This is a genomic window from Serratia sp. JUb9 (genome assembly GCF_014298095.1).
Classification (GTDB): domain Bacteria; phylum Pseudomonadota; class Gammaproteobacteria; order Enterobacterales; family Enterobacteriaceae; genus Serratia_B; species Serratia_B rhizosphaerae.
Genome location: NZ_CP060416.1, coordinates 2,936,663 through 2,956,715 on the forward strand (window position 1 = coordinate 2,936,663; position 20,053 = coordinate 2,956,715).

19 protein-coding genes are annotated in these 20,053 nt (G+C 57.5%); 8 read left to right on the plus strand and 11 right to left on the minus strand.

Annotated features, from left to right (window positions below; translation table 11 throughout):
- Nucleotides 1–35 precede the first annotated feature (35 nt).
- The 3 genes from HF675_RS13955 to kdgR form a co-directional block, all read right to left on the minus strand.
- Nucleotides 36–368, minus strand: coding sequence for a DUF1493 family protein (locus tag HF675_RS13955; RefSeq protein ID WP_105230834.1), 333 nt, complete (start codon nucleotides 366–368; stop codon nucleotides 36–38).
- Nucleotides 362–820, minus strand: coding sequence for an STM2901 family protein (locus tag HF675_RS13960; RefSeq protein ID WP_105230833.1), 459 nt, complete (start codon nucleotides 818–820; stop codon nucleotides 362–364). Before HF675_RS13960 ends, HF675_RS13955 begins: the two co-directional genes overlap by 7 nt.
- A gap of 191 nt (nucleotides 821–1,011) precedes the next feature.
- Entirely contained in the window at nucleotides 1,012–1,803 is a 792-nt protein-coding gene (gene kdgR / locus HF675_RS13965) for a DNA-binding transcriptional regulator KdgR (RefSeq protein ID WP_111737215.1), read from the minus strand.
- A 202-nt stretch (nucleotides 1,804–2,005) separates the two neighbouring features.
- Here kdgR and HF675_RS13970 point away from each other — a divergent pair, with 202 nt between their 5' ends.
- Nucleotides 2,006–3,379, plus strand: coding sequence for an MFS transporter (locus tag HF675_RS13970; RefSeq protein WP_105233286.1), 1,374 nt, complete (start codon nucleotides 2,006–2,008; stop codon nucleotides 3,377–3,379).
- Between the two features lie 59 nt (nucleotides 3,380–3,438).
- On the opposite strand, the gene htpX is transcribed toward HF675_RS13970, so the two are convergent.
- The 4 genes from htpX to HF675_RS13990 form a co-directional block, all read right to left on the minus strand.
- Nucleotides 3,439–4,317 (minus strand): protease HtpX, encoded by an 879-nt coding sequence (gene htpX, locus HF675_RS13975; RefSeq protein WP_105230831.1) that lies wholly within the window; start codon nucleotides 4,315–4,317, stop codon nucleotides 3,439–3,441.
- 546 nt (nucleotides 4,318–4,863) lie between these two features.
- Complete coding sequence (gene prc, locus HF675_RS13980; RefSeq protein ID WP_105230828.1) at nucleotides 4,864–6,912, minus strand: carboxy terminal-processing peptidase; 2,049 nt, start codon at nucleotides 6,910–6,912, stop codon at nucleotides 4,864–4,866.
- Between the two features lie 19 nt (nucleotides 6,913–6,931).
- Nucleotides 6,932–7,621 (minus strand): RNA chaperone ProQ, encoded by a 690-nt coding sequence (proQ, locus tag HF675_RS13985; RefSeq protein ID WP_105230827.1) that lies wholly within the window; start codon nucleotides 7,619–7,621, stop codon nucleotides 6,932–6,934.
- Between the two features lie 96 nt (nucleotides 7,622–7,717).
- A complete protein-coding gene (locus HF675_RS13990; protein WP_105230826.1) occupies nucleotides 7,718–8,215 on the minus strand; it encodes a GAF domain-containing protein in 498 nt (165 codons plus the stop codon).
- A 240-nt stretch (nucleotides 8,216–8,455) separates the two neighbouring features.
- Here HF675_RS13990 and yebS point away from each other — a divergent pair, with 240 nt between their 5' ends.
- The 4 genes from yebS to HF675_RS14010 all read left to right on the plus strand — a co-directional run bounded on the left by yebS (nucleotide 8,456) and on the right by HF675_RS14010 (nucleotide 14,244).
- Nucleotides 8,456–9,703, plus strand: coding sequence for a membrane integrity lipid transport subunit YebS (gene yebS / locus HF675_RS13995; protein ID WP_111737217.1), 1,248 nt, complete (start codon nucleotides 8,456–8,458; stop codon nucleotides 9,701–9,703).
- Complete coding sequence (locus HF675_RS14000; protein ID WP_187043250.1) at nucleotides 9,672–12,305, plus strand: PqiB family protein; 2,634 nt, start codon at nucleotides 9,672–9,674, stop codon at nucleotides 12,303–12,305. Before yebS ends, HF675_RS14000 begins: the two co-directional genes overlap by 32 nt.
- A 91-nt stretch (nucleotides 12,306–12,396) precedes the next feature.
- Nucleotides 12,397–13,836 (plus strand): 16S rRNA (cytosine(1407)-C(5))-methyltransferase RsmF, encoded by a 1,440-nt coding sequence (rsmF, locus tag HF675_RS14005; protein ID WP_187043251.1) that lies wholly within the window; start codon nucleotides 12,397–12,399, stop codon nucleotides 13,834–13,836.
- 159 nt (nucleotides 13,837–13,995) lie between these two features.
- Complete coding sequence (locus tag HF675_RS14010; RefSeq protein ID WP_105230822.1) at nucleotides 13,996–14,244, plus strand: DUF1480 family protein; 249 nt, start codon at nucleotides 13,996–13,998, stop codon at nucleotides 14,242–14,244.
- 52 nt (nucleotides 14,245–14,296) lie between these two features.
- On the opposite strand, the gene HF675_RS14015 is transcribed toward HF675_RS14010, so the two are convergent.
- A complete protein-coding gene (locus HF675_RS14015) occupies nucleotides 14,297–14,899 on the minus strand; it encodes a hypothetical protein (RefSeq protein ID WP_111737220.1) in 603 nt (200 codons plus the stop codon).
- A gap of 4 nt (nucleotides 14,900–14,903) precedes the next feature.
- On the minus strand, nucleotides 14,904–15,296 hold the full coding sequence (locus HF675_RS14020) for an ASCH domain-containing protein (RefSeq protein WP_105230820.1): 393 nt from the start codon (nucleotides 15,294–15,296) through the stop codon (nucleotides 14,904–14,906).
- A 336-nt stretch (nucleotides 15,297–15,632) separates the two neighbouring features.
- Here HF675_RS14020 and yniD point away from each other — a divergent pair, with 336 nt between their 5' ends.
- Nucleotides 15,633–15,725, plus strand: coding sequence for a small membrane protein YniD (gene yniD, locus HF675_RS23830; RefSeq protein ID WP_370447004.1), 93 nt, complete (start codon nucleotides 15,633–15,635; stop codon nucleotides 15,723–15,725).
- A gap of 28 nt (nucleotides 15,726–15,753) precedes the next feature.
- On the opposite strand, the gene HF675_RS14025 is transcribed toward yniD, so the two are convergent.
- The gene (locus HF675_RS14025; protein WP_187044795.1) at nucleotides 15,754–15,918 is read right to left on the minus strand and encodes a hypothetical protein; all 165 of its coding nucleotides are present in this window, start codon (nucleotides 15,916–15,918) and stop codon (nucleotides 15,754–15,756) included.
- A 166-nt stretch (nucleotides 15,919–16,084) separates the two neighbouring features.
- Between HF675_RS14025 and HF675_RS14030 the strand changes: the two genes are divergently transcribed.
- Nucleotides 16,085–16,294, plus strand: coding sequence for a hypothetical protein (locus tag HF675_RS14030; protein ID WP_105230819.1), 210 nt, complete (start codon nucleotides 16,085–16,087; stop codon nucleotides 16,292–16,294).
- Nucleotides 16,295–16,441: 147 nt separating this feature from the next.
- Here HF675_RS14030 and HF675_RS14035 read toward each other — a convergent pair whose 3' ends face one another.
- Entirely contained in the window at nucleotides 16,442–17,788 is a 1,347-nt protein-coding gene (locus HF675_RS14035) for a 2-hydroxycarboxylate transporter family protein (protein ID WP_187043252.1), read from the minus strand.
- Nucleotides 17,789–18,280: 492 nt separating this feature from the next.
- Here HF675_RS14035 and pckA point away from each other — a divergent pair, with 492 nt between their 5' ends.
- On the plus strand, nucleotides 18,281–19,900 hold the full coding sequence (pckA, locus tag HF675_RS14040) for a phosphoenolpyruvate carboxykinase (ATP) (RefSeq protein ID WP_187043253.1): 1,620 nt from the start codon (nucleotides 18,281–18,283) through the stop codon (nucleotides 19,898–19,900).
- The last annotated feature ends 153 nt before the right edge of the window (nucleotides 19,901–20,053 follow it).

The following is a 20,053-nucleotide window of genomic DNA, read 5'->3' on the forward strand; positions in this document are numbered from 1 at the left end:
GAAGTGGAATCGGCGCATGATGGAGTCAGCGTCAGTTAATCATACAGCCAACGCCCGGCCTTGGCAGACTCGGCGAACATACGCACGGTTAAAGGCTTTCTGGTCTTTTCTACATCAGCTTTTTGGTATTTGGTCCAACGCTCCCAACGAGATAAATTTTCCCAAGGGTAGTAGTAGCGCATATCGATGGACGATACATCTACATCGAATTTTTCAGCGTAGTCCTCAATCGCATAGAAGAATTCGTCACCTACAGCGTAGTCCTGCAGCATAGTGTCCAGTTCAAGCGGAACCATCTTCATCGTCCAGGTAAGAGGAACAGATAACTCATCGCGGAAAAAATCTAAAACCTCCTGCTCCGTTACCATAGCTTGTCACTCCCACGGGCAATAGTGTTGTACTTAACCACCGTCCGAAAAGAAATCTCGGTAATGTCTTTCGCCAAAATAATCCACCCAAGGACAGGTACAGCGCGCCCCACAAATGTTCCCAACTTACGCGTTAAAATAACTCTCATTGTAGAGGGAGGATATCCTCCAACAACAGACGGTAATTTTATATTACCGGGAAAAGTTTTGTTGCCGAATACCTTACGAGCCCCCCGGGAAACATAGGAGGTATCAGTAATATTTCCTCTAAATTTGCCCCGGGTTTTTGAAACATTGAATCCCCCCAAGATAGCGGCAACCGCCCCAACATCCTGAATGCCTAATTGGTTAGCTGTCTCTTCACAGAAGATCATGAAAAACAGCTCACCGATGCTTAGATGATATCTCCCCGCATAGAAATAGCGCCCACCTAATTCTTCAATCGTGTCCATTTACCGTGCTTTCCCTTTGTTGTTCTCCTGGTAAAAGATACTAACGCTCAGAAAACCGGCAGACAATCAGAGCGTTCTCGGGTTGGTGGTGATACTGAATTGGGCTCAGCAAGAAATATAAAAAAACCTGTCGTGAAGACAGGTTTTTCGGTCATCGGCAGGCGCTCATCATCGCCTTATACGGCACGCACTCAGAACGGGTAGTCGTGATAGCCCTGCTGTTCGGAAATAATACGCGCCGCATGGTGCAACTGACGCACATAGCCGGCCTTCGCCTCTTCGGAGAAGCGGATGGTCGGGAACGAGATGCTCAGGCCGGCAATCACTACGCCGAAGCGGTCAAACACCGGCACCGCGATACAGCGCAGCCCCTCTTCCTGCTCCTCCACGTCTTCACCAAATCCTTGCTGGCGCACCTGCGTCAGCACCGGCAGCAGTTGCGCCGCGCTGGTGATGGTATGCGCCGTGCTGCGGGTGAACTCGATCTGCGACAAAATATCGCCCACTTCGGCCTCATCGCGCCACGCCAGCAGAACTTTGCCGATCGCCGTACTGTGCAGCGGGTTACGGCGACCGATACGGGAATACATGCGCAAATTGTATAAAGAATCAATTTTATGGATGTAAACGATACTGTCTTCATCCAGCGCGCCCAGATGGATTGTCTCGCGGGTCTGTTGCGACAGTTCGCGCATCTGGATATCCGCGCTGCGGATCAGATCCACATTCTGCAGCGATTTGGCGCCCAGTTCGAACAGCTTCAGCGTCAGGGAGTATTTTTCCGACTCCCCCTCCTGCGCCACGTAGCCCAATGATTTCATGGTTTGCAGAAAACGGTAAACGGTGCTTTTGGACATCATCACCCGCTGAGAAAGCTCGGTAATACCGATTTCGCGTTCCTCACCCAGCGCCTGCAAAATACCAAACACTTTCAGCACCGATGAAACCGCATCCGGTTGTTTATCTAGATCCGTATTCGCCATCAACAATCCCAGCCTATTTCCGTTTTAAGAAATTTAAACAAGGGTTTCAGTATAAGCGGAGCGCTTCATCCTGTGCAATGTAACCCGCAGAATAAGCGCTAGCCGCTCACCGCTGTTTACAATTAGCCGCCATCGGGCAGATACAATTAGCGTAAAAATTGTTAGCATGGTCACATTCCGCACGTTTATCTATGATTTCACTATGACACTCTCCAGCTCTGACGGGTTGCCCGTGCCGCAGCGCTACGGCGCAATCCTGGCCATTGCCCTTGGCATCACCGTTTCCGTACTCGACGGGGCCATCGCCAATGTTGCGCTGCCCACTATCGCCCGCGACCTTAACGCCAGCGCGGCCAACTCTATCTGGGTTATCAATGCTTATCAGTTGGCCATTACCGTCTCGCTGCTGTCGCTGGCCTCGCTGGGAGACTTGCTCGGCTACCGCCGTATCTACCAATGGGGGCTGTTGGTTTTTAGCCTGACGTCGCTGTTTTGCGCCCTGTCCGACAGCCTGACTACCCTGACTATTGCTCGCGTGCTGCAAGGGTTTGGCGCCGCAGCCATCATGAGCGTCAATACCGCGCTGATCCGCATTATCTATCCGCAGCGTTACCTCGGCCGCGGCCTGGCGATTAACGCGTTGATCGTCGCCTTCTCGTCCGCCGCCGGGCCAACGGTTGCCGCTGGCATTTTATCGTTCGCCTCCTGGCCGTGGCTGTTCGCGATAAATCTGCCGATCGGTCTGGCAGCGTGGCTGCTGGGCATGCGCTATCTGCCGGCTAACAGCCAGAAAAGCCGCGGGCGCTTTGACCCGCTCAGCGCCGTGATGAATGCGCTGACCTTTGGTTTGCTGATCGCCGCTCTCAGCGGCTTCGCCCAAGGTCAAAGTCTGACGCTGGTGGCGGCGGAATTGGCCGCCCTGCTGGTGATTGGCTGGTTTTTCGTGCGCCGTCAGCTGCAGCAAAGCGCGCCGTTACTTCCGGTCGATTTGCTGCGTATCCCGATCTTTGCGCTGTCGATGGGCACCTCAATCTGCTCGTTCGCCGCCCAAATGCTGGCAATGGTGTCGCTGCCGTTCTTTCTTCAGCAGGTGTTAGGGCGTGACGAAGTCGCCACCGGCCTGCTGCTGACGCCTTGGCCGCTGGCGATCGTGGCAGTTGCGCCGCTTGCCGGCCGGCTGATTGAACATGTCCACGCCGGGCTGCTGGGCGCGCTGGGACTCGGCCTGTTCGCTCTTGGATTATTCCTGCTGGCGACGCTGCCGCAGAACCCGGCCGATCTGGACATCGTCTGGCGGATGGCGCTGTGCGGCATCGGTTTTGGCCTGTTTCAGTCGCCAAACAACCACACCATCATCTCTTCGGCGCCGCGTCACCGCAGCGGCGGGGCCAGCGGCATGCTGGGCACCGCACGCCTGCTGGGTCAGACCTCCGGCGCCGCACTGGTGGCGTTGATGTTCAACCTGTTTCCGGAGAACGGCACACATGCATCGCTGCTGCTGGCCGGCAGTTGCGCCACCTGTGCCGCGTTGGTCAGCGCCTTACGCATCCGTCAGCCGCGCGCCGCTGCGCACTAAATCGTCACCTTGAGACATAAAAAAACCCCGGCAAGCCGGGGTTTTTTAGTGATGCTGGATTACTTCAGATACTGACCGGAACGCAGCGCTTCAATACGCTTGTCCAACGGCGGGTGCGACATGAACAGCTCGCTGAAGGTTTTGGATTTACCGTTAATGCAGAACGCCATCATGCTGCCCGCTTCCTGCGGCTCGTAGCTGGTTTTCAGACGCTGCAGCGCAGCAATCATCTTCTCACGGCCCACCAGTTTGGCAGAGCCGGCATCCGCATGGAATTCACGGTGACGCGAGAACCACATGGTGATAATGCTCGCCAGAATACCGAACACCAGCTCCAGCACCATAGAAACCGCGAAGTAGATCATCGGATTGCCGTTGCCTTCCCCTTCACCGTCACGGTTACCCAGGAAGCCAGCGGCCACCTGCGCCAACAGACGCGAGATAAAGATCACGAAGGTGTTCACCACCCCTTGGATCAGGGTCATGGTCACCATATCGCCGTTGGCGACGTGGCTGATTTCATGGGCGATAACCGCTTCCGCCTCATCACGGCTCATGCTTTGCAGCAAACCGGTGCTGACCGCGACCAACGACGCGTCACGACGCGCACCGGTGGCGAAGGCGTTGATGTCCGGCGCGTGGTAAATCGCCACCTGCGGCATAGCAATGCCTGCCTGCTGAGACTGACGACGTACGGTTTCCAACAGCCAGTTTTCGGTTTCATTACGCGGTTGTTCAATCACTTCCCCGCCAACGGAGCGCAGCGCCATCCATTTGGACATCAGCAGGGAGACAAACGCACCGCCGAAACCAAACAAACCGGCCATGATCATCAGGCCCTGAACGCTACTGGATTGAATTCCTGTCAGGCTGAGCACCAGCCCGAAAACCAACATCACCGCCAGGTTGGTGAGCAGGAACAGAGCTATACGCATCATAAAATGTTTACTTCCTCATAAAATGTTAACAAGACGCTGCTGTAGATACTTTAGCAAGTATGGGCATCCGGCACAGTTTCAAGCCAGAAAAGCCATTAACCCACTAAAAATACGAAACTTTACAAAAACGGCGTTTCCCGCCGGATTTACGAATTGTAAACGATTGTTGCGGCTGACGGGGAAGTTTTAGAGAAAACCCGCGGCAATTGCAGGTTTTTTATGCGGCCATGCCGCACTTGCCGCTTGATGGCAAGGCGGTATAACGTGATACGGTAACGGCGGCAAACACGCGCCTCCTGCGGGCAGGCTTTAACTGGTTGACGGCTCCCCTTATGATAATGCCATATCTTTTCATCCTTTCGCTCCCTCGTTAACCCTCACCGCACCGCCCTTCGCCGTTGAAGTCATACATTCCATGTCATACGCCGGTCATCCTCTATAGCCAATAATCGCTGGCTGGACTACAGCCCCTATCACAATTTGTTGAACTTACGCCCATAAAAAAACGCACCCTAAGGTGCGCTTTTTACGTTCATCGGCCAGAAACTATTTACCGGCGGCAACCTGCTGGGCCGGCTGCCCCTGTTCCAGATGCGCCAGGTCCAGCGCAATATGCACGCTTTCATCCAGATACGGATCCGGCTCTTTGTAGTCTTTCGGCAGGTTGTCGAGCGACTTCAGCGGCTTCTTGCCGGCGTGCTGCAGGCGTTCGTTAATCCGCTTCAGGCGCGTAGCGTCATCGTCATGGTTCTCTTTCTCACGCTGGGCCAGATTGAGCGAGACGATGTTACGTTTGTCTTTCAGCGCCTTGTAGTGAGCAATATCCTGCGCAATGTATTGGAACTCCGGATCCTTGGCGATGCGTTGCTCGTGATCCTTCAGCAGTGCCGGCTCAAACGGCTTCAGATCGCCAACCCGACCGTAGGTGGCAGCGTTAATGCTGTCCCACGGCATCGCATTGTCTTCGAAGCTTTCACCGGTTTCTGCCGGATCGACGCCGGTCGGCATCAGGATATCTGGCGTCACGCCCTTACGCTGGGTACTGCCGCCGTTCACCCGATAGAATTTCTGGATGGTGTACTGCACCGACCCCAACGCCGGCCACTCAGGGCGCAGCATCTGATCGTAGATACGGCTCAGCGAGCGGTATTGCTGCACGGTGCCTTTACCGAAGGTCGGCTCGCCGACGATCAGCGCACGGCCGTAATCCTGCATCGCTGCCGCGAAAATTTCCGACGCGGAAGCGCTGAAACGGTCAACCATCACCACCAGCGGCCCTTTGTAATAGGTTACGCCGTCGGTATCCGCATCTTCGCGGATTTTACCGTTGTTATCACGCACCTGCACTACCGGGCCGCTCGGGATAAACAGACCGGACAGCGACACCGCTTCGGTCAGCGCGCCGCCGCCGTTGGTGCGCAGATCGATAATCACGCTCTTGACGTGCTGCTTGGCCATCTTCTGCAACTGAACTTTGACGTCATCGGTCAGCCCGACGTAGAAGCCGGGAATATCCAGCACCGCGACTTTCTCTTTGCCGACGGTCTTGATGGTCATTTTCACCGCACGGTCTTCCAAGCGGATGCGTTCACGCGTCAGGGTTACCACGCGGGTTTTGCTGCCCTTGCCGGCCGGCAGAATTTCCAGCCGTACCTTGCTGCCCTTCGGTCCTTTGATCAGGGAAACCACATCGTCAAGACGCCAGCCGATCACATCGACAATCGGCTTGCCGGTCTGGCCGACGCCGACGATACGGTCGCCAACGGTAATCGACTTGCTTTTCGCCGCCGGGCCGCCCGGCACCATCGAGTTGATCAGGGTATAATCGTCATCCATCTGCAATACCGCGCCGATGCCTTCCAGCGACAGGCTCATCTCGGTGTTAAACTGCTCGGTATTGCGCGGAGAGAGATAGTTGGTATGCGGGTCGATTTCATGCGCAAAGGCATTCATCGCCAGCTGGAACACGTCTTCGCTGTTGCTTTGCGTCAGACGCTTGATCGCGAACTGATAACGCTTGGTCAGCGTTTCGCGAATTTCCTTATCATTTTTGCCGGCCAGTTTCAGGCTCAGCTCATCGTACTTGACCTTGGCATCCCACAGACGGTCAAGTTCGGCTTTGTCTTTCGGCCACGGCGCTTTGCTGCGGTCGACGTCGATCGTATCGTTGCCGGTGAAATCCATCGGTTTTTTCAGCAACGACAGCGCATAGGTGTAACGTTCGAAGCGGCGCTTCTGCGCCAGGTTGAACAGCGCGTATGACGTGGTCAACTTACCGGTTTTCAGCTCTTCGCCGAAGGCGGTGCGCTTATCGGCAAACTGCGCGACATCGGAGGCCAGCAGAACGTTGTGGTTGTAGTCGAGCATATTCAGGTAGCGATCGAAAATCTTGCCTGAAAACTCCGCGTCCAACGCAAACTGACGATAATGAGAGCGAGTGAAGCGCGCCGTAACGCGCTCACTCACCGTAGCATGCTGCGGTTCCTGATGCAGCTGCGGCAGTTGGTCGATGCGGATGTTGGCGGTATCCGCACCGTAACTGACGCCAGCCCACATCAAGGCAGCGACTGCCGTTAATCTGACAAATTTGTTCATGCCTTAGTTGGCCTCCGTATCAGAACTGCAAGTGTTCTGCGCGCACAATCATCGCCAGACCGGAAGAGAGCTGTACACGTACGCCATCTTTAGCGATTTCGAGTACGGTAGCATCCATCGCGCTCTTGCCTGCTCTGACCTTGATTTCCTGGCCGATCTGCAGTGCGGAGATATCCGTGACGGGTACATGACGCTGCTGACTTTCTTCTTTGGCAGCGCGAGGCTTGCGGGCTTGCTGAGGACGCGGCTTGCGGTTTTCCACTGCAGCGCCTTCGCGGCGTGCAGCCGGTTTTTTACCTGCGGGACGCGGACGGCGCGGCGCTGCGGCATCGCCGGCGGCCTCACGCTTTTTGGCGTTCTGCTCGGCACGCTGGGCCTGAACGCGCGCTTTGGCTTCCTCAAGCTGCTGACGCGCGTGGTCGACGTGCTGCTGTTCCAGCTCGCCGCACGGGTTGCCGTCCAGGTCAACGCGCTGCGCGCCGACTTTAACGCCGTACAGGTAACGCCAGCTGGAGGTATACAGGCGCAGCGCAGAACGCAGTTGCGTCTTGCTCAGGTTTTCCTCCCCCTGCACGCGCTCCACCAAATCCTGAAAAATACCGATTTTGAGCGGACGTGCTTCGCCCTCGGCGCTAAAGCAGAGCGGAAAACGCTCGGCAAGAAAAGCAATAACTTCTTTACTAGAGTTCAACTTAGGTTGATTTTCCATGAAATTTCCTGATTACAACGGTGTTGCCAACAAGCCGCAGGCATGAACAGGCGTCATTATAATGACGCCATCGCTAAATGCCACGTTAACCGTAGATCAACTTGCCGCTACAGTGACGTATTTCGCACAATCGCACTGCTCCAACTGTGCGCAAAGCCCCGCCACCACTGCTTTCAGGCCTTCTTCATCCTGTTCGTCGAAGCGTTGATAAACTGTGCTGTCGATATCGAGAACGCCGATAACCTGACCGCCGACTTCCAGCGGCAGCACGATTTCGGCGTTGCTGGCGGCATCACAGGCGATGTGTCCCGGGAAGGCATGGACATCACCGACGCGCTGCACGGCGTTTTCCGACACCGCAGTGCCGCACACGCCCTTACCCACGGGGATTCGCACGCAGGCGATCTTGCCCTGGAACGGCCCCAGCACCAGTTGCTGGCCGTCCATCAGGTAGAAACCGGCCCAGTTCACCGCGTCCAGGCGTTCGTTAATCAACGCGCTGGCGTTGGAGAGCGCAGCAATAAAGTTGGTTTCACCATCCAACAACGCACAGAGATCGCGTTTGAATTCCGCGTAGAATTGTTCTTTTGTCATGTAATAACCATTAAAACGCTGTAGATAACTTCAAGCCCGGGGCTTAACCCCTATAAAATAAGCATTAAATGCGTATAGTCACAAGGTTAATCATCTGTTACTTCACAAAACCCCGTCCGACAGGGTATGTTTGCCTCGCATAAACCGCGCTTTGCCGCGCTTTTTTCTCCCTTGGGCAAAGGCAGCGTAATTTTCCAGCTACGCTAAGTAAACCGGCGGGCTTCAGAGCTATTGTTGACGATGAAAATACAGGCAATCACCGCCCCCCTTTCCAAAGCGCGCTACCAGCGCTGTTGCGAATGCGATCTGCTGTTCAGGCTGCCGGCGCTGAACGGCGGTCAGGCGGCCTATTGTCCGCGCTGCAACGCCAAAGTGGTCAACGGCCGCGACTGGTCGATGGCGCGGCTGACGGCCATGGCCGTCACCATGCTGCTGCTGATGCCGTTTGCCTTTGCCGAACCGCTGATTAACATTCGCCTGCTTGGTACGCCGATTCACGCCAGCCTGCTGGAAGGCATCTGGCAGATGAGCCGTCAGGGCGATCCTATCACAGCCAGCATGGTAGCGTTTTGCACGATTGGCGCACCGCTGACATTAGCGCTGTCGCTGCTTTACCTGCGCATCGGCCATCGGCTGGGGATGAACCTGCGCCCGGTGCTGCTAATGCTGGAGCGGTTAAAAGAGTGGGTGATGCTGGATATTTACCTGATCGGCATGGCGGTAGCGGCGATTAAAGTCAAAGAGTACGCCGATATCGAAGCCGGCAACGCGCTGCTGGCCTACCTGGCGCTGACGCTGCTCAGCATCCTGACGCTGATTCATATGAATCTGGAACAGCTGTGGGAGCGTTACTACCCGCAGCACCAGCCGGAAGGTGCGCCAAACGCGCTGCACGTCTGCCTCTCCTGCCACTTTACCGGCTATCCGGACGCGCGCGGCCGCTGCCCACGCTGCCATATTCCGATGTGCCATCGCCAGCCCCACAGCCTGCAGAAAACCTGGGCGGCGCTGATCGCCGCGATGATTCTGCTGCTGCCGGCCAACCTGCTGCCGATCTCCATTATTTACGCCAACGGCGCGCGCATGGAAGACACTATCTTCTCCGGCGTAGTGTCGCTGGCCACCTCCGGCAATATGCCTATCGCCGCGATCGTCTTTATCGCCAGCGTCCTGGTGCCGTTTACCAAGGTTATCGTACTGATCACGCTGCTGTTCAGCATACACTTCAAGACCTGCCACAGCCTGAAAACCCGAATTCGCCTGCTGCGGCTGGTGAAATGGATCGGCCGCTGGTCAATGCTCGATCTGTTTGTTATCGCCTTGATGATGTCGCTGGTTAACCGCGAACAATTATTGTCATTTACTATGGGACCGGCAGCCTTTTACTTTGGCTCTGCGGTCATTTTAACTATTCTTGCCGTTGAGTGGCTGGATAGCCGACTGATTTGGGATGCACATGCAACAGGAAACGCCGAATACGCCGACTGAAGCGCGGGTTAAAAACAAACGCCGCATTTCACCTTTTTGGTTACTGCCGTTTATCGCCCTGCTGATCGCCGGCTGGCTGGTGTACAACAATTTTCAGGAGCGCGGCACCACCATCACCATCGATTTCCAATCGGCGGCGGGCATCGTCGCCGGCCGTACGCCGGTACGCTATCAGGGCGTGGATGTCGGCACCGTCCAGTCGATCCGGCTGAGCAAAGATTTGGGCAAGATTGTGGTGGAGGCCAGCATCAAAAGCGAGCTGGAAGATTCACTGCGCGACGGCACCCAGTTCTGGCTGGTGACGCCGAAGGCCTCGCTGGCCGGCGTTTCCGGGCTGGATGCGCTGGTCGGCGGCAACTATATCGGTATGATGCCGGGCAGCGGCAAGGCGCAGACCCACTTCTCCGCGCTCGATACTCAACCCAAATACCGGCTCAATACCGGCGAGCTGATGATTCACCTGCATGCGGAAGATCTCGGTTCGCTGAATACCGGCTCACTGGTGTATTACCGTAAAATTCCGGTCGGCAAGGTGTACGACTACACCATCGCCAACGGTAATAAAGGCGTCACCATCGACGTGCTGATCGACCGCCGCTTCGCCAATCTGGTGAAAACCGACAGCCGCTTCTGGAACGTCTCCGGCTTTAAGGGCGACTTCAACCTCTCGGGCGCCTCGGTGCAGATGGAGAGCCTGGCGGCGCTGGTCAACGGCGCCATCGCCTTCGACTCGCCGGAAAAGAGCCAACAGGCCAAAGCCGACCAGAGCTATCAGCTGTACCCTGACCTGGCCCGCAGCCAGCGCGGCGTCAGTATCACGCTGGATCTGCCGAGCGGCAATAACCTGAGCGCCAACCATACGCCGCTGATCTATCAGGGACTGCAGGTCGGCACCCTGACCAAACTGACGCTGCAGCCGGACAACAAAGTGACCGGTGAACTGACCATCGACCCGTCGGTGGTGGATCTGATGCGCAGCGGCACGCGCATCGCCATGCGCAGCCCGAAAATCAGCCTGAATGACGCCAAACTCAGCCAGTTGCTGACCGGCAACACGCTGGAGCTGATCCCGGGCGACGGCGAACCGCAGCACCACTTCAACGTGCTCGACAGCAGCGAAACGCTGCTGCAGCAGCCGGGCGTGCTCACCCTGTCGCTGAATGCGCCGCAGAGTTACGGCATCGACGTCGGCCAGCCGCTGATTATTCACGGTATCAAAGTCGGCCAGGTGCTGAACCGCACGCTGACCAACAGCGGCGTCACCTTCCGCATCGCCGTCGACGCGCAGTACCGCGCGCTGGTGCACAAAGACAGCAAGTTTGTGGTCAACAGCCGCCTGGACGTCAAGCTGGGGCTGGACGGGATGGAAGTGGTCGGCGCCAGCGCCCAGGAGTGGCTGGACGGCGGCATCCGCATTATTCCCGGCAGCCGTGGCGAACCGGCAACGCAGTATCCGCTGTACGCCAACAGCGACAAGGCCAAGGCGGGCATCACCGGCAATGCACCGGCGCCGACGCTGACGCTCACCGCCTCCAGCCTGCCGGACGTGCAATCCGGCTCGGTGGTGCTGTACCGCAAGTTCCAGGTGGGCGAAATTCTCGACATCCGCCCGAAAGCTAATGCGTTTGAGGTCGATGTGTATATCGACCCGCAATACCGCAAACTGCTGGGCAAGCAGACCGTCTTCTGGGCCGAAGGCGGCGCCAAAGTCCAGCTGAGCGGCAGCGGCCTGACGGTGCAGGCTTCACCGCTGAACCGGGCGCTGAAAGGCGCGATCAGCTTCGATAACCTGCAGGGCGTGGCGTTGGGCAAAGGCGACAAGCGGGTGCTGTACAGCAATGAAACCGCCGCCCGCGCGGTCGGCAGCCAAATCACCCTGCGCACCTATAACGCCAGCAAACTGGCCGCCGGTATGCCGATCCGCTATCTGGGCATCGATATCGGCCAGGTGGAGTCGATGCAGCTGTCGCCTGACCGCACCCAGGTGCTGGCGAAAGCCGTGCTGTATCCGGAATACGTGAACAACTTCGCCCGCTTCGGTACCCGCTTCTCCATCGTCTCGCCGGAGATTTCCGCCGCCGGGGTCAATAACCTTGATACCCTGCTGCAGCCGTATATTAACGTTGAGCCGGGCCGCAGCAGCCGTCCGCTGCGCAGCTTTGAGCTGCAGGAAGCCAGCATTACCGATTCGCGCTATCAGGACGGCCTGAGCGTGGTGCTTGACGCTGCCGAAACCGGCTCGCTGCAGATCGGCACGCCGGTGCTGTTCCGCGGCGTTGAGGTCGGCACCGTCACCGGCTTCTATCTGGGCGCGATGTCCGACCGGGTGCATGTCGCCCTGCGCATCAGCAAGAAATATCAGCATCTGGTGCGTAACAACAGCGTGTTCTGGCTGGCTTCCGGCTATAACCTGCAGTTCGGCCTGACCGGCGGCGTCATCAAGAGCGGCACCTTCCAGCAGTTTATCCGTGGCGGTATCGCCTTCGCCACGCCGCCGACCATCCCGCTGGCGCCAAAAGCCGCCGTCGGCAAGCACTTCATGCTTAATGCGGAAGAGCCGAAGGGATGGCAAGCATGGGGAACCGCCATCCCACGCGATTAACCTTAACGGGGCCTGTAACAACAGGCCCCGTTTTTTTGCGGCTCTGTGCTACAATTTCTCCTTCCTTCTTATTTTCTCGCAAGAGTTTTCTGTGGTTAAAACTGCTTCCGTATTTCTTCCGCCGGCGTTTCTCGACGCCACACGCGCTATCATGCCCGCCGATCTGTCAATGGACGATTTTATCGCCGCCTGTCAACGCCCGTTACGCCGCAGCCTGCGCGTAAATACGCTGAAAATCAGCGTCGCCGACTTTCTAACGCGGGTAAAAGAGTACGACTGGCAATTAGAGCCTATTCCCTGGTGCGCCGAAGGCTTCTGGATCGCCCGCGACGATGAAAGTCTGCGGCTGGGCAGCGCGGCCGAACACCTCAGCGGCCTGTTTTACATCCAGGAAGCCAGCTCCATGCTGCCGGTCAGCGCGCTGTTTGCCGGCGGTGATACGCCGGCCCGGGTGCTGGACGTTGCCGCCGCTCCGGGTTCAAAAACCACCCAGATTGCCGCGCTGATGCATAATCAGGGCAGCATCGTCGCCAATGAATACGCCGCCAGCCGGGTCAAAGTGCTGCATGCAAATGTCAGCCGCTGCGGAGTCAGCAACTGCGCGCTGACCCATTTTGACGGCCGGGTGTTCGGCGCCGCCCTGCCGGAAGCCTTTGACGCCATCCTGCTGGACGCGCCCTGCTCTGGCGAAGGCGTAGTGCGTAAAGACCCCGACGCCATGAGCAACTGGTCGCCGGAGAGCGTCGCCGACATCGCCGATACGCAGCGCGAGCTGATTGACAGCGCGTTCCACGCGCTGGCGCCGGGCGGCGTACTGGTCTACTCCACCTGCACCCTGAATGCGCAGGAGAACCAGGCGGTGATCCAGAGCCTGCTGGCCAGCTATGGCGATGCGGTCAGCATCGAGCCGCTGGGCGATCTGTTCCCCGGCGCGCCACAGGCGCTGACGGAGGAAGGTTTCCTGCACGTGTTCCCGCAAATCTACGACAGCGAAGGCTTTTTCGTCGCCCGCCTGCGCAAGCACCGCTCGGTGCCGGCGCTGGCGAAACCGACCTATAAGGTGGGTAAATTCCCCTTCACGCCGATGTCGCGCAAAGACGGCGAGCTGGTGCGCCAGGCTGCCAACGCCGCCGGCCTGGCCTGGGATGACGCCGCCCATGCCCTGTGGACGCGCGACAAAGAGATCTGGCTGTTCCCAAGGGCGCTGGAAGCGCTGATCGGCAAAGTGCGCTTCTCACGCATCGGCCTGAAGCTGGCCGAGCGCTTCCCCAAAGGTTACCGCTGGCAGCATGAGGCGGCGATCGCGCTGGCGGACGGCCAGGGGCCGCAGGCGTTCGAGCTGGACGCAGCGCTGGCGCAGGAGTGGTACCACGGCCGCGATCTGTATCCAGACGCGCCGCCGCAGGGCGATGAGTGTATCGTCACCTATCAGCAACAGCCGCTGGGCATCGCCAAACGCATCGGCAGCCGGATTAAAAACAACCTGCCCCGGGAACTGGTACGCGACGGCGCGCTCGATTTCCACCAGTAATCTCCTTTCGTTCACGCTTACGATGGCGGCAAACCGGCCGCCATCGCCACCCTCGCGGCAGATAAAATTTTTCGGTGACATTTTGTGCACCTTTGTCTATGCTCATTGATGACGGGCCAACTGGTCATACCTCCTGTATCTGGCTGAAAAGGAGTATTCATGAGCGTATCCGTAGTGAAAATAGGCAGTTTTGAGGTCGATGATGCCATTCATTCCGCTGCCGCCGAACAGGCGGAGAGCAATGGCCTGCTGACCATTCCATGCAAATCGGACCCGGATTTGTGCATGCAACTGGATGGCTGGGACGAGCACACCAGCATTCCCGCCACGCTAAACGGTAAGCAGTTGTTGCTGTATAAACAGCATTATGATCGTCAGCAGGACGCCTGGATTATGCGTATCGGCTGAACGGCGATAAGGAGAGTCACAGACGCGCTGCGCGGCGAACGCAGCGCGTTTTTTATTTCACCGTGATAACGCGCCCGGCGAAAAATCGGCCGAACGCTTCAGGTGACATTGTCACGTTTTCCTGCGTTTCCGGACGATCGCCAGACGGGTTATGGAACTGCAGCCGCCCCGCCGGCGCCGCAGTGATCAGCACCAGATGCCCGCCCCGCTGCGGCGGCGTCTGCAGCGGCTGCCGGATGGAGGGATGCACCGAGGCAATGATGTAGCGCCACTCGGCAAGCAGCGCCGGCAGTTGTGCGGCCGTCATATCGACCTGCACCGCCGCCTGCAGCGCAAACTGTTCGTCCACGTAACGAACAAAAGGCGCATAAATCAGCCCCTTTATCCGTTCGTCGTCCTGCCGCACATAGGCGCCGTATGGCAGGCTGCGCCGCGCCAATGCCAGCAGCGGCGGCGCGCTGCCGTCCCGGTGAAGCAGAATCATCCGCAGACAGGCCATGCCGCACACGTGGTTGGCCCATTCCAGGTATTCCGCCTGTTCCAGCGCGCCGCTGGCCGCCCAGTTCGGATCATCTGCCAGCGTGGCGCGGCCGGCAATCAGATCGGCCGCCAGTTCCGGCGTCGCCCACTGGCAACAATACGGCACCGCGCACATCGGTCTAAAACGCCTCAACCACGGTAAAATGCATCAGGATCAGCGTCATATCCGGCGCAAACATATCGTAGGCCTCAAAGAAGCGCCGGTGCTCGCGGCGCCAGTAGGCCAGCGTGCGGTCGCCTTCCCCTTCGGCGAAGGCGTGCGCTTCATCAACCTGATCGTAACTGCGCACATCGACCGAAGTCAGTTTGATCGCGCAGGCCGGTTCCCCCCGGCCGTCCACCACCACGAAAATATCGCCGGCCTGTGGAATGCCGTCCTCATCCAGATTGGAACAGGTGGCGGTCTTGCTGCCGTTCAGGATCAGCTGCACCAGCTCATCCGCTAATTCTTCGTTATCGCCGAACGCCCAGCGCTCCGCCTGCTCATAGTGTGCCGGTATTACCTTGGCCATGGTTGTCTGCCTGTCAGAAAGCGTATTGATACCGCGAGCATACTACAAACCCGACGGGGCGTCGCAGCTTCGCTCAAGCGCCGCCGACCAATCTTTACCTGATATTTACGGAAATGCCCTGTGCCCGCCGCGTTATGGCAGGCATACTGGGGACTCATTCACGGCTGGCGAATAGCCTTAGGCGAGTAGTATTATGAAAGAGTGCGGCAAAGACCCCGACGATACCTTCAGCGACTTATTGCAAGCCGTCACGCTGGTTGTTCTGGTTGTCATCGGGCTGAGCATCGGTTTTCTCAGCGTCTGAAGCACGAGGAGGCACTGTTGGTCACCAAACGTATGCGCGCCAAGCATGGCAAAATGCTGCTGGTGCTGCTCGGCATCTGTCTGGCCCTGCTGTTACTGCGCTGGGCGGCGATTGCCTTCGGCTAAGCGACCGGCAGGCCGACCGCTTAGCGGTTTAGTGCCGGGCGACAGGCTTTCTGGCCGTCGGCTCCAGCAATTCACGTAAATAGGCTACGCGTTCTTCTCCCTGCAGCAGCCACCAGCGACAAAGCGGATGCTGAACTTCCGCCGAACGCGATGCGCGGTAATACTCCGCCAGTTGCTCCACCAGACTCATCATTTTCCCCTCCCGCTGTACGACGCTTTAAGTATTGAACGGTAAAAGCAGAAGAAATACTGACGGTTTGATTTTTATACTTCCGGTTTTATGGTTAGCCGCGTGCGGCGCTGGCGCTGGTGTCGGCCAACTGCTACATTGAGCAAAAAATCACCGACCGAGGTTAACGATGAAGTTCTCGGAGCAGGAGATAAAACCCGTTTGGGACGAAGTCGCCCGCCTGATCGGCGACGGCGTGATGCAGCTGCGCCATCGCGGCGAAGCGCTGTCGGTGGAAACCTTGGCCAGGCAGTTGGCGCGCCAGTCGGCGGCCTGTCAGGATATTGAGCAGCGTATTCTGCTGGGCGCGGCAATTAATATGCTCAAAGGGGGAGAATGAATCGCCAACCGTATGGCTGGCGACTCGGCAGACATCCAAGGTATGCAAGCCCAGACGTCTGGAAAAAATTATCTCACGAACAATCTGAAAATTTAATCAGAATTATCGGCATTACGCAGAAAAACTGATTTTTTTCCTGAGATTACCTCAGCGTGACAGCCAGCCCAGCAACAGCGTCGCACCAATTACCGTCGATGCCCCGCCGATACGCGTGGCGATCTGCGCAAACGGCATCAGCCCCATACGGTTTGATGCCGACAGAATCGCCACATCGCCGGTGCCGCCCAGCCCGCTATGGCAACAGGTGACAATCGCCGCCTCCACCGGGAACATCTTCAGCCGCGGCGCAATCAGAAAACTCACCAACCCCATCGACAGCACCACCGAACCACAAACGATGACATAGCCGACGGAGAATACCGCCACCACGTTCTCCAGCGGCACATACAGCATGCCCAGGCCAATCATCAGCGGCCACACCAGCGCGGCGGAAACGAATTTATAGAAACTGTGCGCGCCGCTCTCCATATTGGCGGGAATAATCCGACAGTATTTGCACAATACCGCAAACAGAATCATCAGCACCGGGCCGGGAATATGCACCAGATGTTCAAACAGTCCGCCGACGATAAAAAAGGCGCAAATCACCAGTAAACCGCCGCCCATCCAGTGGAAATTAACCGTGCCGCCGCTCTCCTGCTGCGTGAACAACGCGTTATCCTGTGCAGAGCGAATCAGCATCCCGTCGCCGCTCAGCGTGCGACGTTTTATGCCGATACGCGCCAGCACGCCGGCGGTGACGATGGCGAAGATATTGCCCAGCACCGCCGCCGGCGCCAACTGCGCGACATACACGTCCGGCGTGGCGCCGAGGATCGCCGAGTAGGCCAGCGACAGCGGCAAAATCCCCTCGCCGATGCCCCCGCCGATAATCGGCACGATAATAAAAAAGAAGGTGTGATAAACGCTGTAGCCAAACAGCTGCCCCACCAGCAGCCCGGTCGCCACCGCAGCCAGCGTCCCCGCCAGCAGCGGCACGAACATGCGGATCATCCCCTGAATCAGGATCGTCCGGTTCATGCCGAGGATACTGCCGACCACCAGGCTGGCGATCACAAAGTACAGCAGGTTGGCCTCTTTCATCAGCAGATTAACGGTCGCCAGCACATTGGGTTGAAAGACGTTAAAATAGACCAGCACCGACGGCACCATCAGGCATAAAATCGCCGGGCCGCCAATTTCCCGCAATAGCGGAATAGATTTTCCCAACTGCGCCAGGGCAAAACCCAGCGTCATGATGATCGCCAATCCGCCGATCATGTTTTTCGGTAAAAAGTTGGCGTAGGCCGAAGTACCGACGATGGCGCAAATAGTGACAAACAGCGCAATCGGCACCGTGCCGATATCCATCCTCCGTATTTTCCATATTATTCCGGACGAGTCTGATTGTGGCGTGACTTTGTCACGACCGAGTTCAACATTTATCTGTTTCATTATTCACCTTACCCGCAAGTGTCTGATAAATCATGGGCCGAACTCGCCCAAATGAAAATAATTAATAAATAAAAACATGAGGTTACTGACCAGCACATCGATATGCGCCGGGTTATTAGAGGTAGATAAAACAGTAGACAAGGCCGAAGATATGATAAAAAATAAAAAAGCAGAACAAAATTAATCCGTCGAAATTAAATAGTGTGACACTCCGCCAAGCTTGGCGTTAATTAATTATCGTCAGCATTTTGTAATTAAATTAAGCGGGATTATTTTTGCTCCCATGTTATAGGAATCGGCAAATAACTGCTGATTTGCAGAAATAAGAACCGGAAATAGCACGGCTGAATCCGGTCAGCAAAATAAAACGTCCGATGCCGTTACGCCTTGTCGTTAGCCCGTCGGACACACGATAACGGTACCTCAGGTAGCTGACCCGGCGGTTTACGCAACGACGGCGTCACACCGAAAGGTATGATAAGGAAGTAGACTATGTCTTCAACCGCTGTAACCCCACAAACCCTCGCCCGCTACGGTATCCATCAGGTTAGCGATATCGTTTACAACCCTGATTACGAACTGCTGTTCAACGAGGAAACCCGCGCCGATCTGCCGGCGCTGGAGCGCGGCACCCTGACCAACCTCGGCGCGGTCGCCGTTGATACCGGCGAATTTACCGGTCGTTCACCAAAGGATAAATATATTGTGCGTGATGACGTCACGCGCGACACCGTCTGGTGGTCGGACAGCGGCACCGGCAAAAACGATAATCAGCCGATGTCGCCGGAAGTCTGGCAGCAGTTGAAATCCCGCGTAGGCGATCAGCTGTCCGGTAAGCGCCTGTTTGTAGTTGACGCCTTCTGCGGCGCCAACGCCGATACGCGTCTGAAAGTGCGCTTTATCACCGAGGTCGCCTGGCAGGCACACTTTGTGAAGAACATGTTTATCCGGCCAAGCGATGCCGAACTGGCGGACTTTGAGCCGGATTTTGTGGTGCTGAACGGCGCCAAATGCACCAATCCGGACTGGCAGCAGCAGGGGCTGCACTCGGAAAACTTCGTCGCCTTCAACCTGACGGAGCGCATGCAGCTGATCGGCGGCACCTGGTACGGCGGCGAAATGAAAAAGGGTATGTTCTCCATCATGAACTACCTGCTGCCGCTGAAAGGCATTGCCTCCATGCACTGCTCGGCCAACGTCGGCGAACAGGGCGACGTGGCGGTATTCTTCGGCCTGTCCGGCACCGGCAAAACCACCCTGTCCACCGATCCGAAGCGCCAGTTGATCGGTGATGACGAACACGGCTGGGACGACGACGGCGTGTTTAACTTCGAAGGCGGCTGCTACGCCAAAACCATCAAACTGTCGCCGCAGGCCGAACCGGAAATTTATCAGGCGATCCGCCGCGACGCGCTGCTGGAAAACGTCACGGTGCGTGCCGACGGCAGCATCGATTTTGACGACGGTTCAAAAACCGAGAACACCCGCGTCTCCTACCCGATTAACCATATCGACAACATCGTCGCACCGGTGTCCAAGGCCGGCCACGCGCAGAAAATCATCTTCCTGACTGCCGATGCCTTCGGCGTGCTGCCGCCGGTCTCCCGCCTGACGCCGGAGCAGACGCAGTATCACTTCCTGTCCGGCTTCACCGCCAAACTGGCGGGCACCGAACGCGGCATCACCGCGCCGACGCCGACCTTCTCCGCCTGCTTCGGCGCCGCCTTCCTGACGCTGCACCCGACGCAGTACGCCGAGGTGCTGGTGAAACGCATGGAGGCCGCCGGCGCGCAGGCCTATCTGGTCAATACCGGCTGGAACGGCAGCGGCAAACGCATTTCAATCAAGGATACGCGCGGCATTATCGACGCCATCCTCAGCGGCGAAATTGAGCAGGCGAACACCATCACCCTGCCGATCTTCGGCCTGGCGGTGCCGAGCGCGCTGCCGGGGGTCGACCCGGCGATTCTCGACCCGCGTAAAACCTACGCCGACGAATCATTGTGGCAGGAAAAAGCGCAGGATCTGGCGCAGCGCTTTATCGATAACTTCGCCAAATACACCGTCACTCCGGCGGGAGAACGCCTGCTGGCCGCCGGCCCGCAGCGCTAACCCGCAGACCTCGACAGGGCGCAATCACTGCGCCCTTTTTTATTTCCGTCGCCCAGACAAATAAATAAAACTCATACCTCGTTAATCATTTTCCGGCAGACAACCTGCGGCGCACTCCCTAACGTGGTTAGCGAGGCGTCAGCAACAATTAAG

Coding starts and splice junctions, on each gene's coding strand:
- prc (WP_105230828.1), bottom strand. CDS start 6,912: ATGAACAAATTTGTCAGATTAACGGCAGTCGCTGCCTTGATGTGGGCT.
- pckA (WP_187043253.1), top strand. CDS start 18,281: ATGTCTTCAACCGCTGTAACCCCACAAACCCTCGCCCGCTACGGTATC.
- HF675_RS13960 (WP_105230833.1), bottom strand. CDS start 820: ATGGACACGATTGAAGAATTAGGTGGGCGCTATTTCTATGCGGGGAGA.
- HF675_RS14020 (WP_105230820.1), bottom strand. CDS start 15,296: ATGGCCAAGGTAATACCGGCACACTATGAGCAGGCGGAGCGCTGGGCG.
- HF675_RS14000 (WP_187043250.1), top strand. CDS start 9,672: ATGCAACAGGAAACGCCGAATACGCCGACTGAAGCGCGGGTTAAAAAC.
- HF675_RS13955 (WP_105230834.1), bottom strand. CDS start 368: ATGGTAACGGAGCAGGAGGTTTTAGATTTTTTCCGCGATGAGTTATCT.
- HF675_RS13990 (WP_105230826.1), bottom strand. CDS start 8,215: ATGACAAAAGAACAATTCTACGCGGAATTCAAACGCGATCTCTGTGCG.
- yebS (WP_111737217.1), top strand. CDS start 8,456: ATGAAAATACAGGCAATCACCGCCCCCCTTTCCAAAGCGCGCTACCAG.
- kdgR (WP_111737215.1), bottom strand. CDS start 1,803: ATGGCGAATACGGATCTAGATAAACAACCGGATGCGGTTTCATCGGTG.
- HF675_RS14030 (WP_105230819.1), top strand. CDS start 16,085: ATGAAGTTCTCGGAGCAGGAGATAAAACCCGTTTGGGACGAAGTCGCC.
- HF675_RS14015 (WP_111737220.1), bottom strand. CDS start 14,899: ATGTGCGCGGTGCCGTATTGTTGCCAGTGGGCGACGCCGGAACTGGCG.
- proQ (WP_105230827.1), bottom strand. CDS start 7,621: ATGGAAAATCAACCTAAGTTGAACTCTAGTAAAGAAGTTATTGCTTTT.
- htpX (WP_105230831.1), bottom strand. CDS start 4,317: ATGATGCGTATAGCTCTGTTCCTGCTCACCAACCTGGCGGTGATGTTG.
- HF675_RS14035 (WP_187043252.1), bottom strand. CDS start 17,788: ATGAAACAGATAAATGTTGAACTCGGTCGTGACAAAGTCACGCCACAA.
- yniD (WP_370447004.1), top strand. CDS start 15,633: ATGCGCGCCAAGCATGGCAAAATGCTGCTGGTGCTGCTCGGCATCTGT.
- HF675_RS14025 (WP_187044795.1), bottom strand. CDS start 15,918: ATGATGAGTCTGGTGGAGCAACTGGCGGAGTATTACCGCGCATCGCGT.
- HF675_RS13970 (WP_105233286.1), top strand. CDS start 2,006: ATGACACTCTCCAGCTCTGACGGGTTGCCCGTGCCGCAGCGCTACGGC.
- HF675_RS14010 (WP_105230822.1), top strand. CDS start 13,996: ATGAGCGTATCCGTAGTGAAAATAGGCAGTTTTGAGGTCGATGATGCC.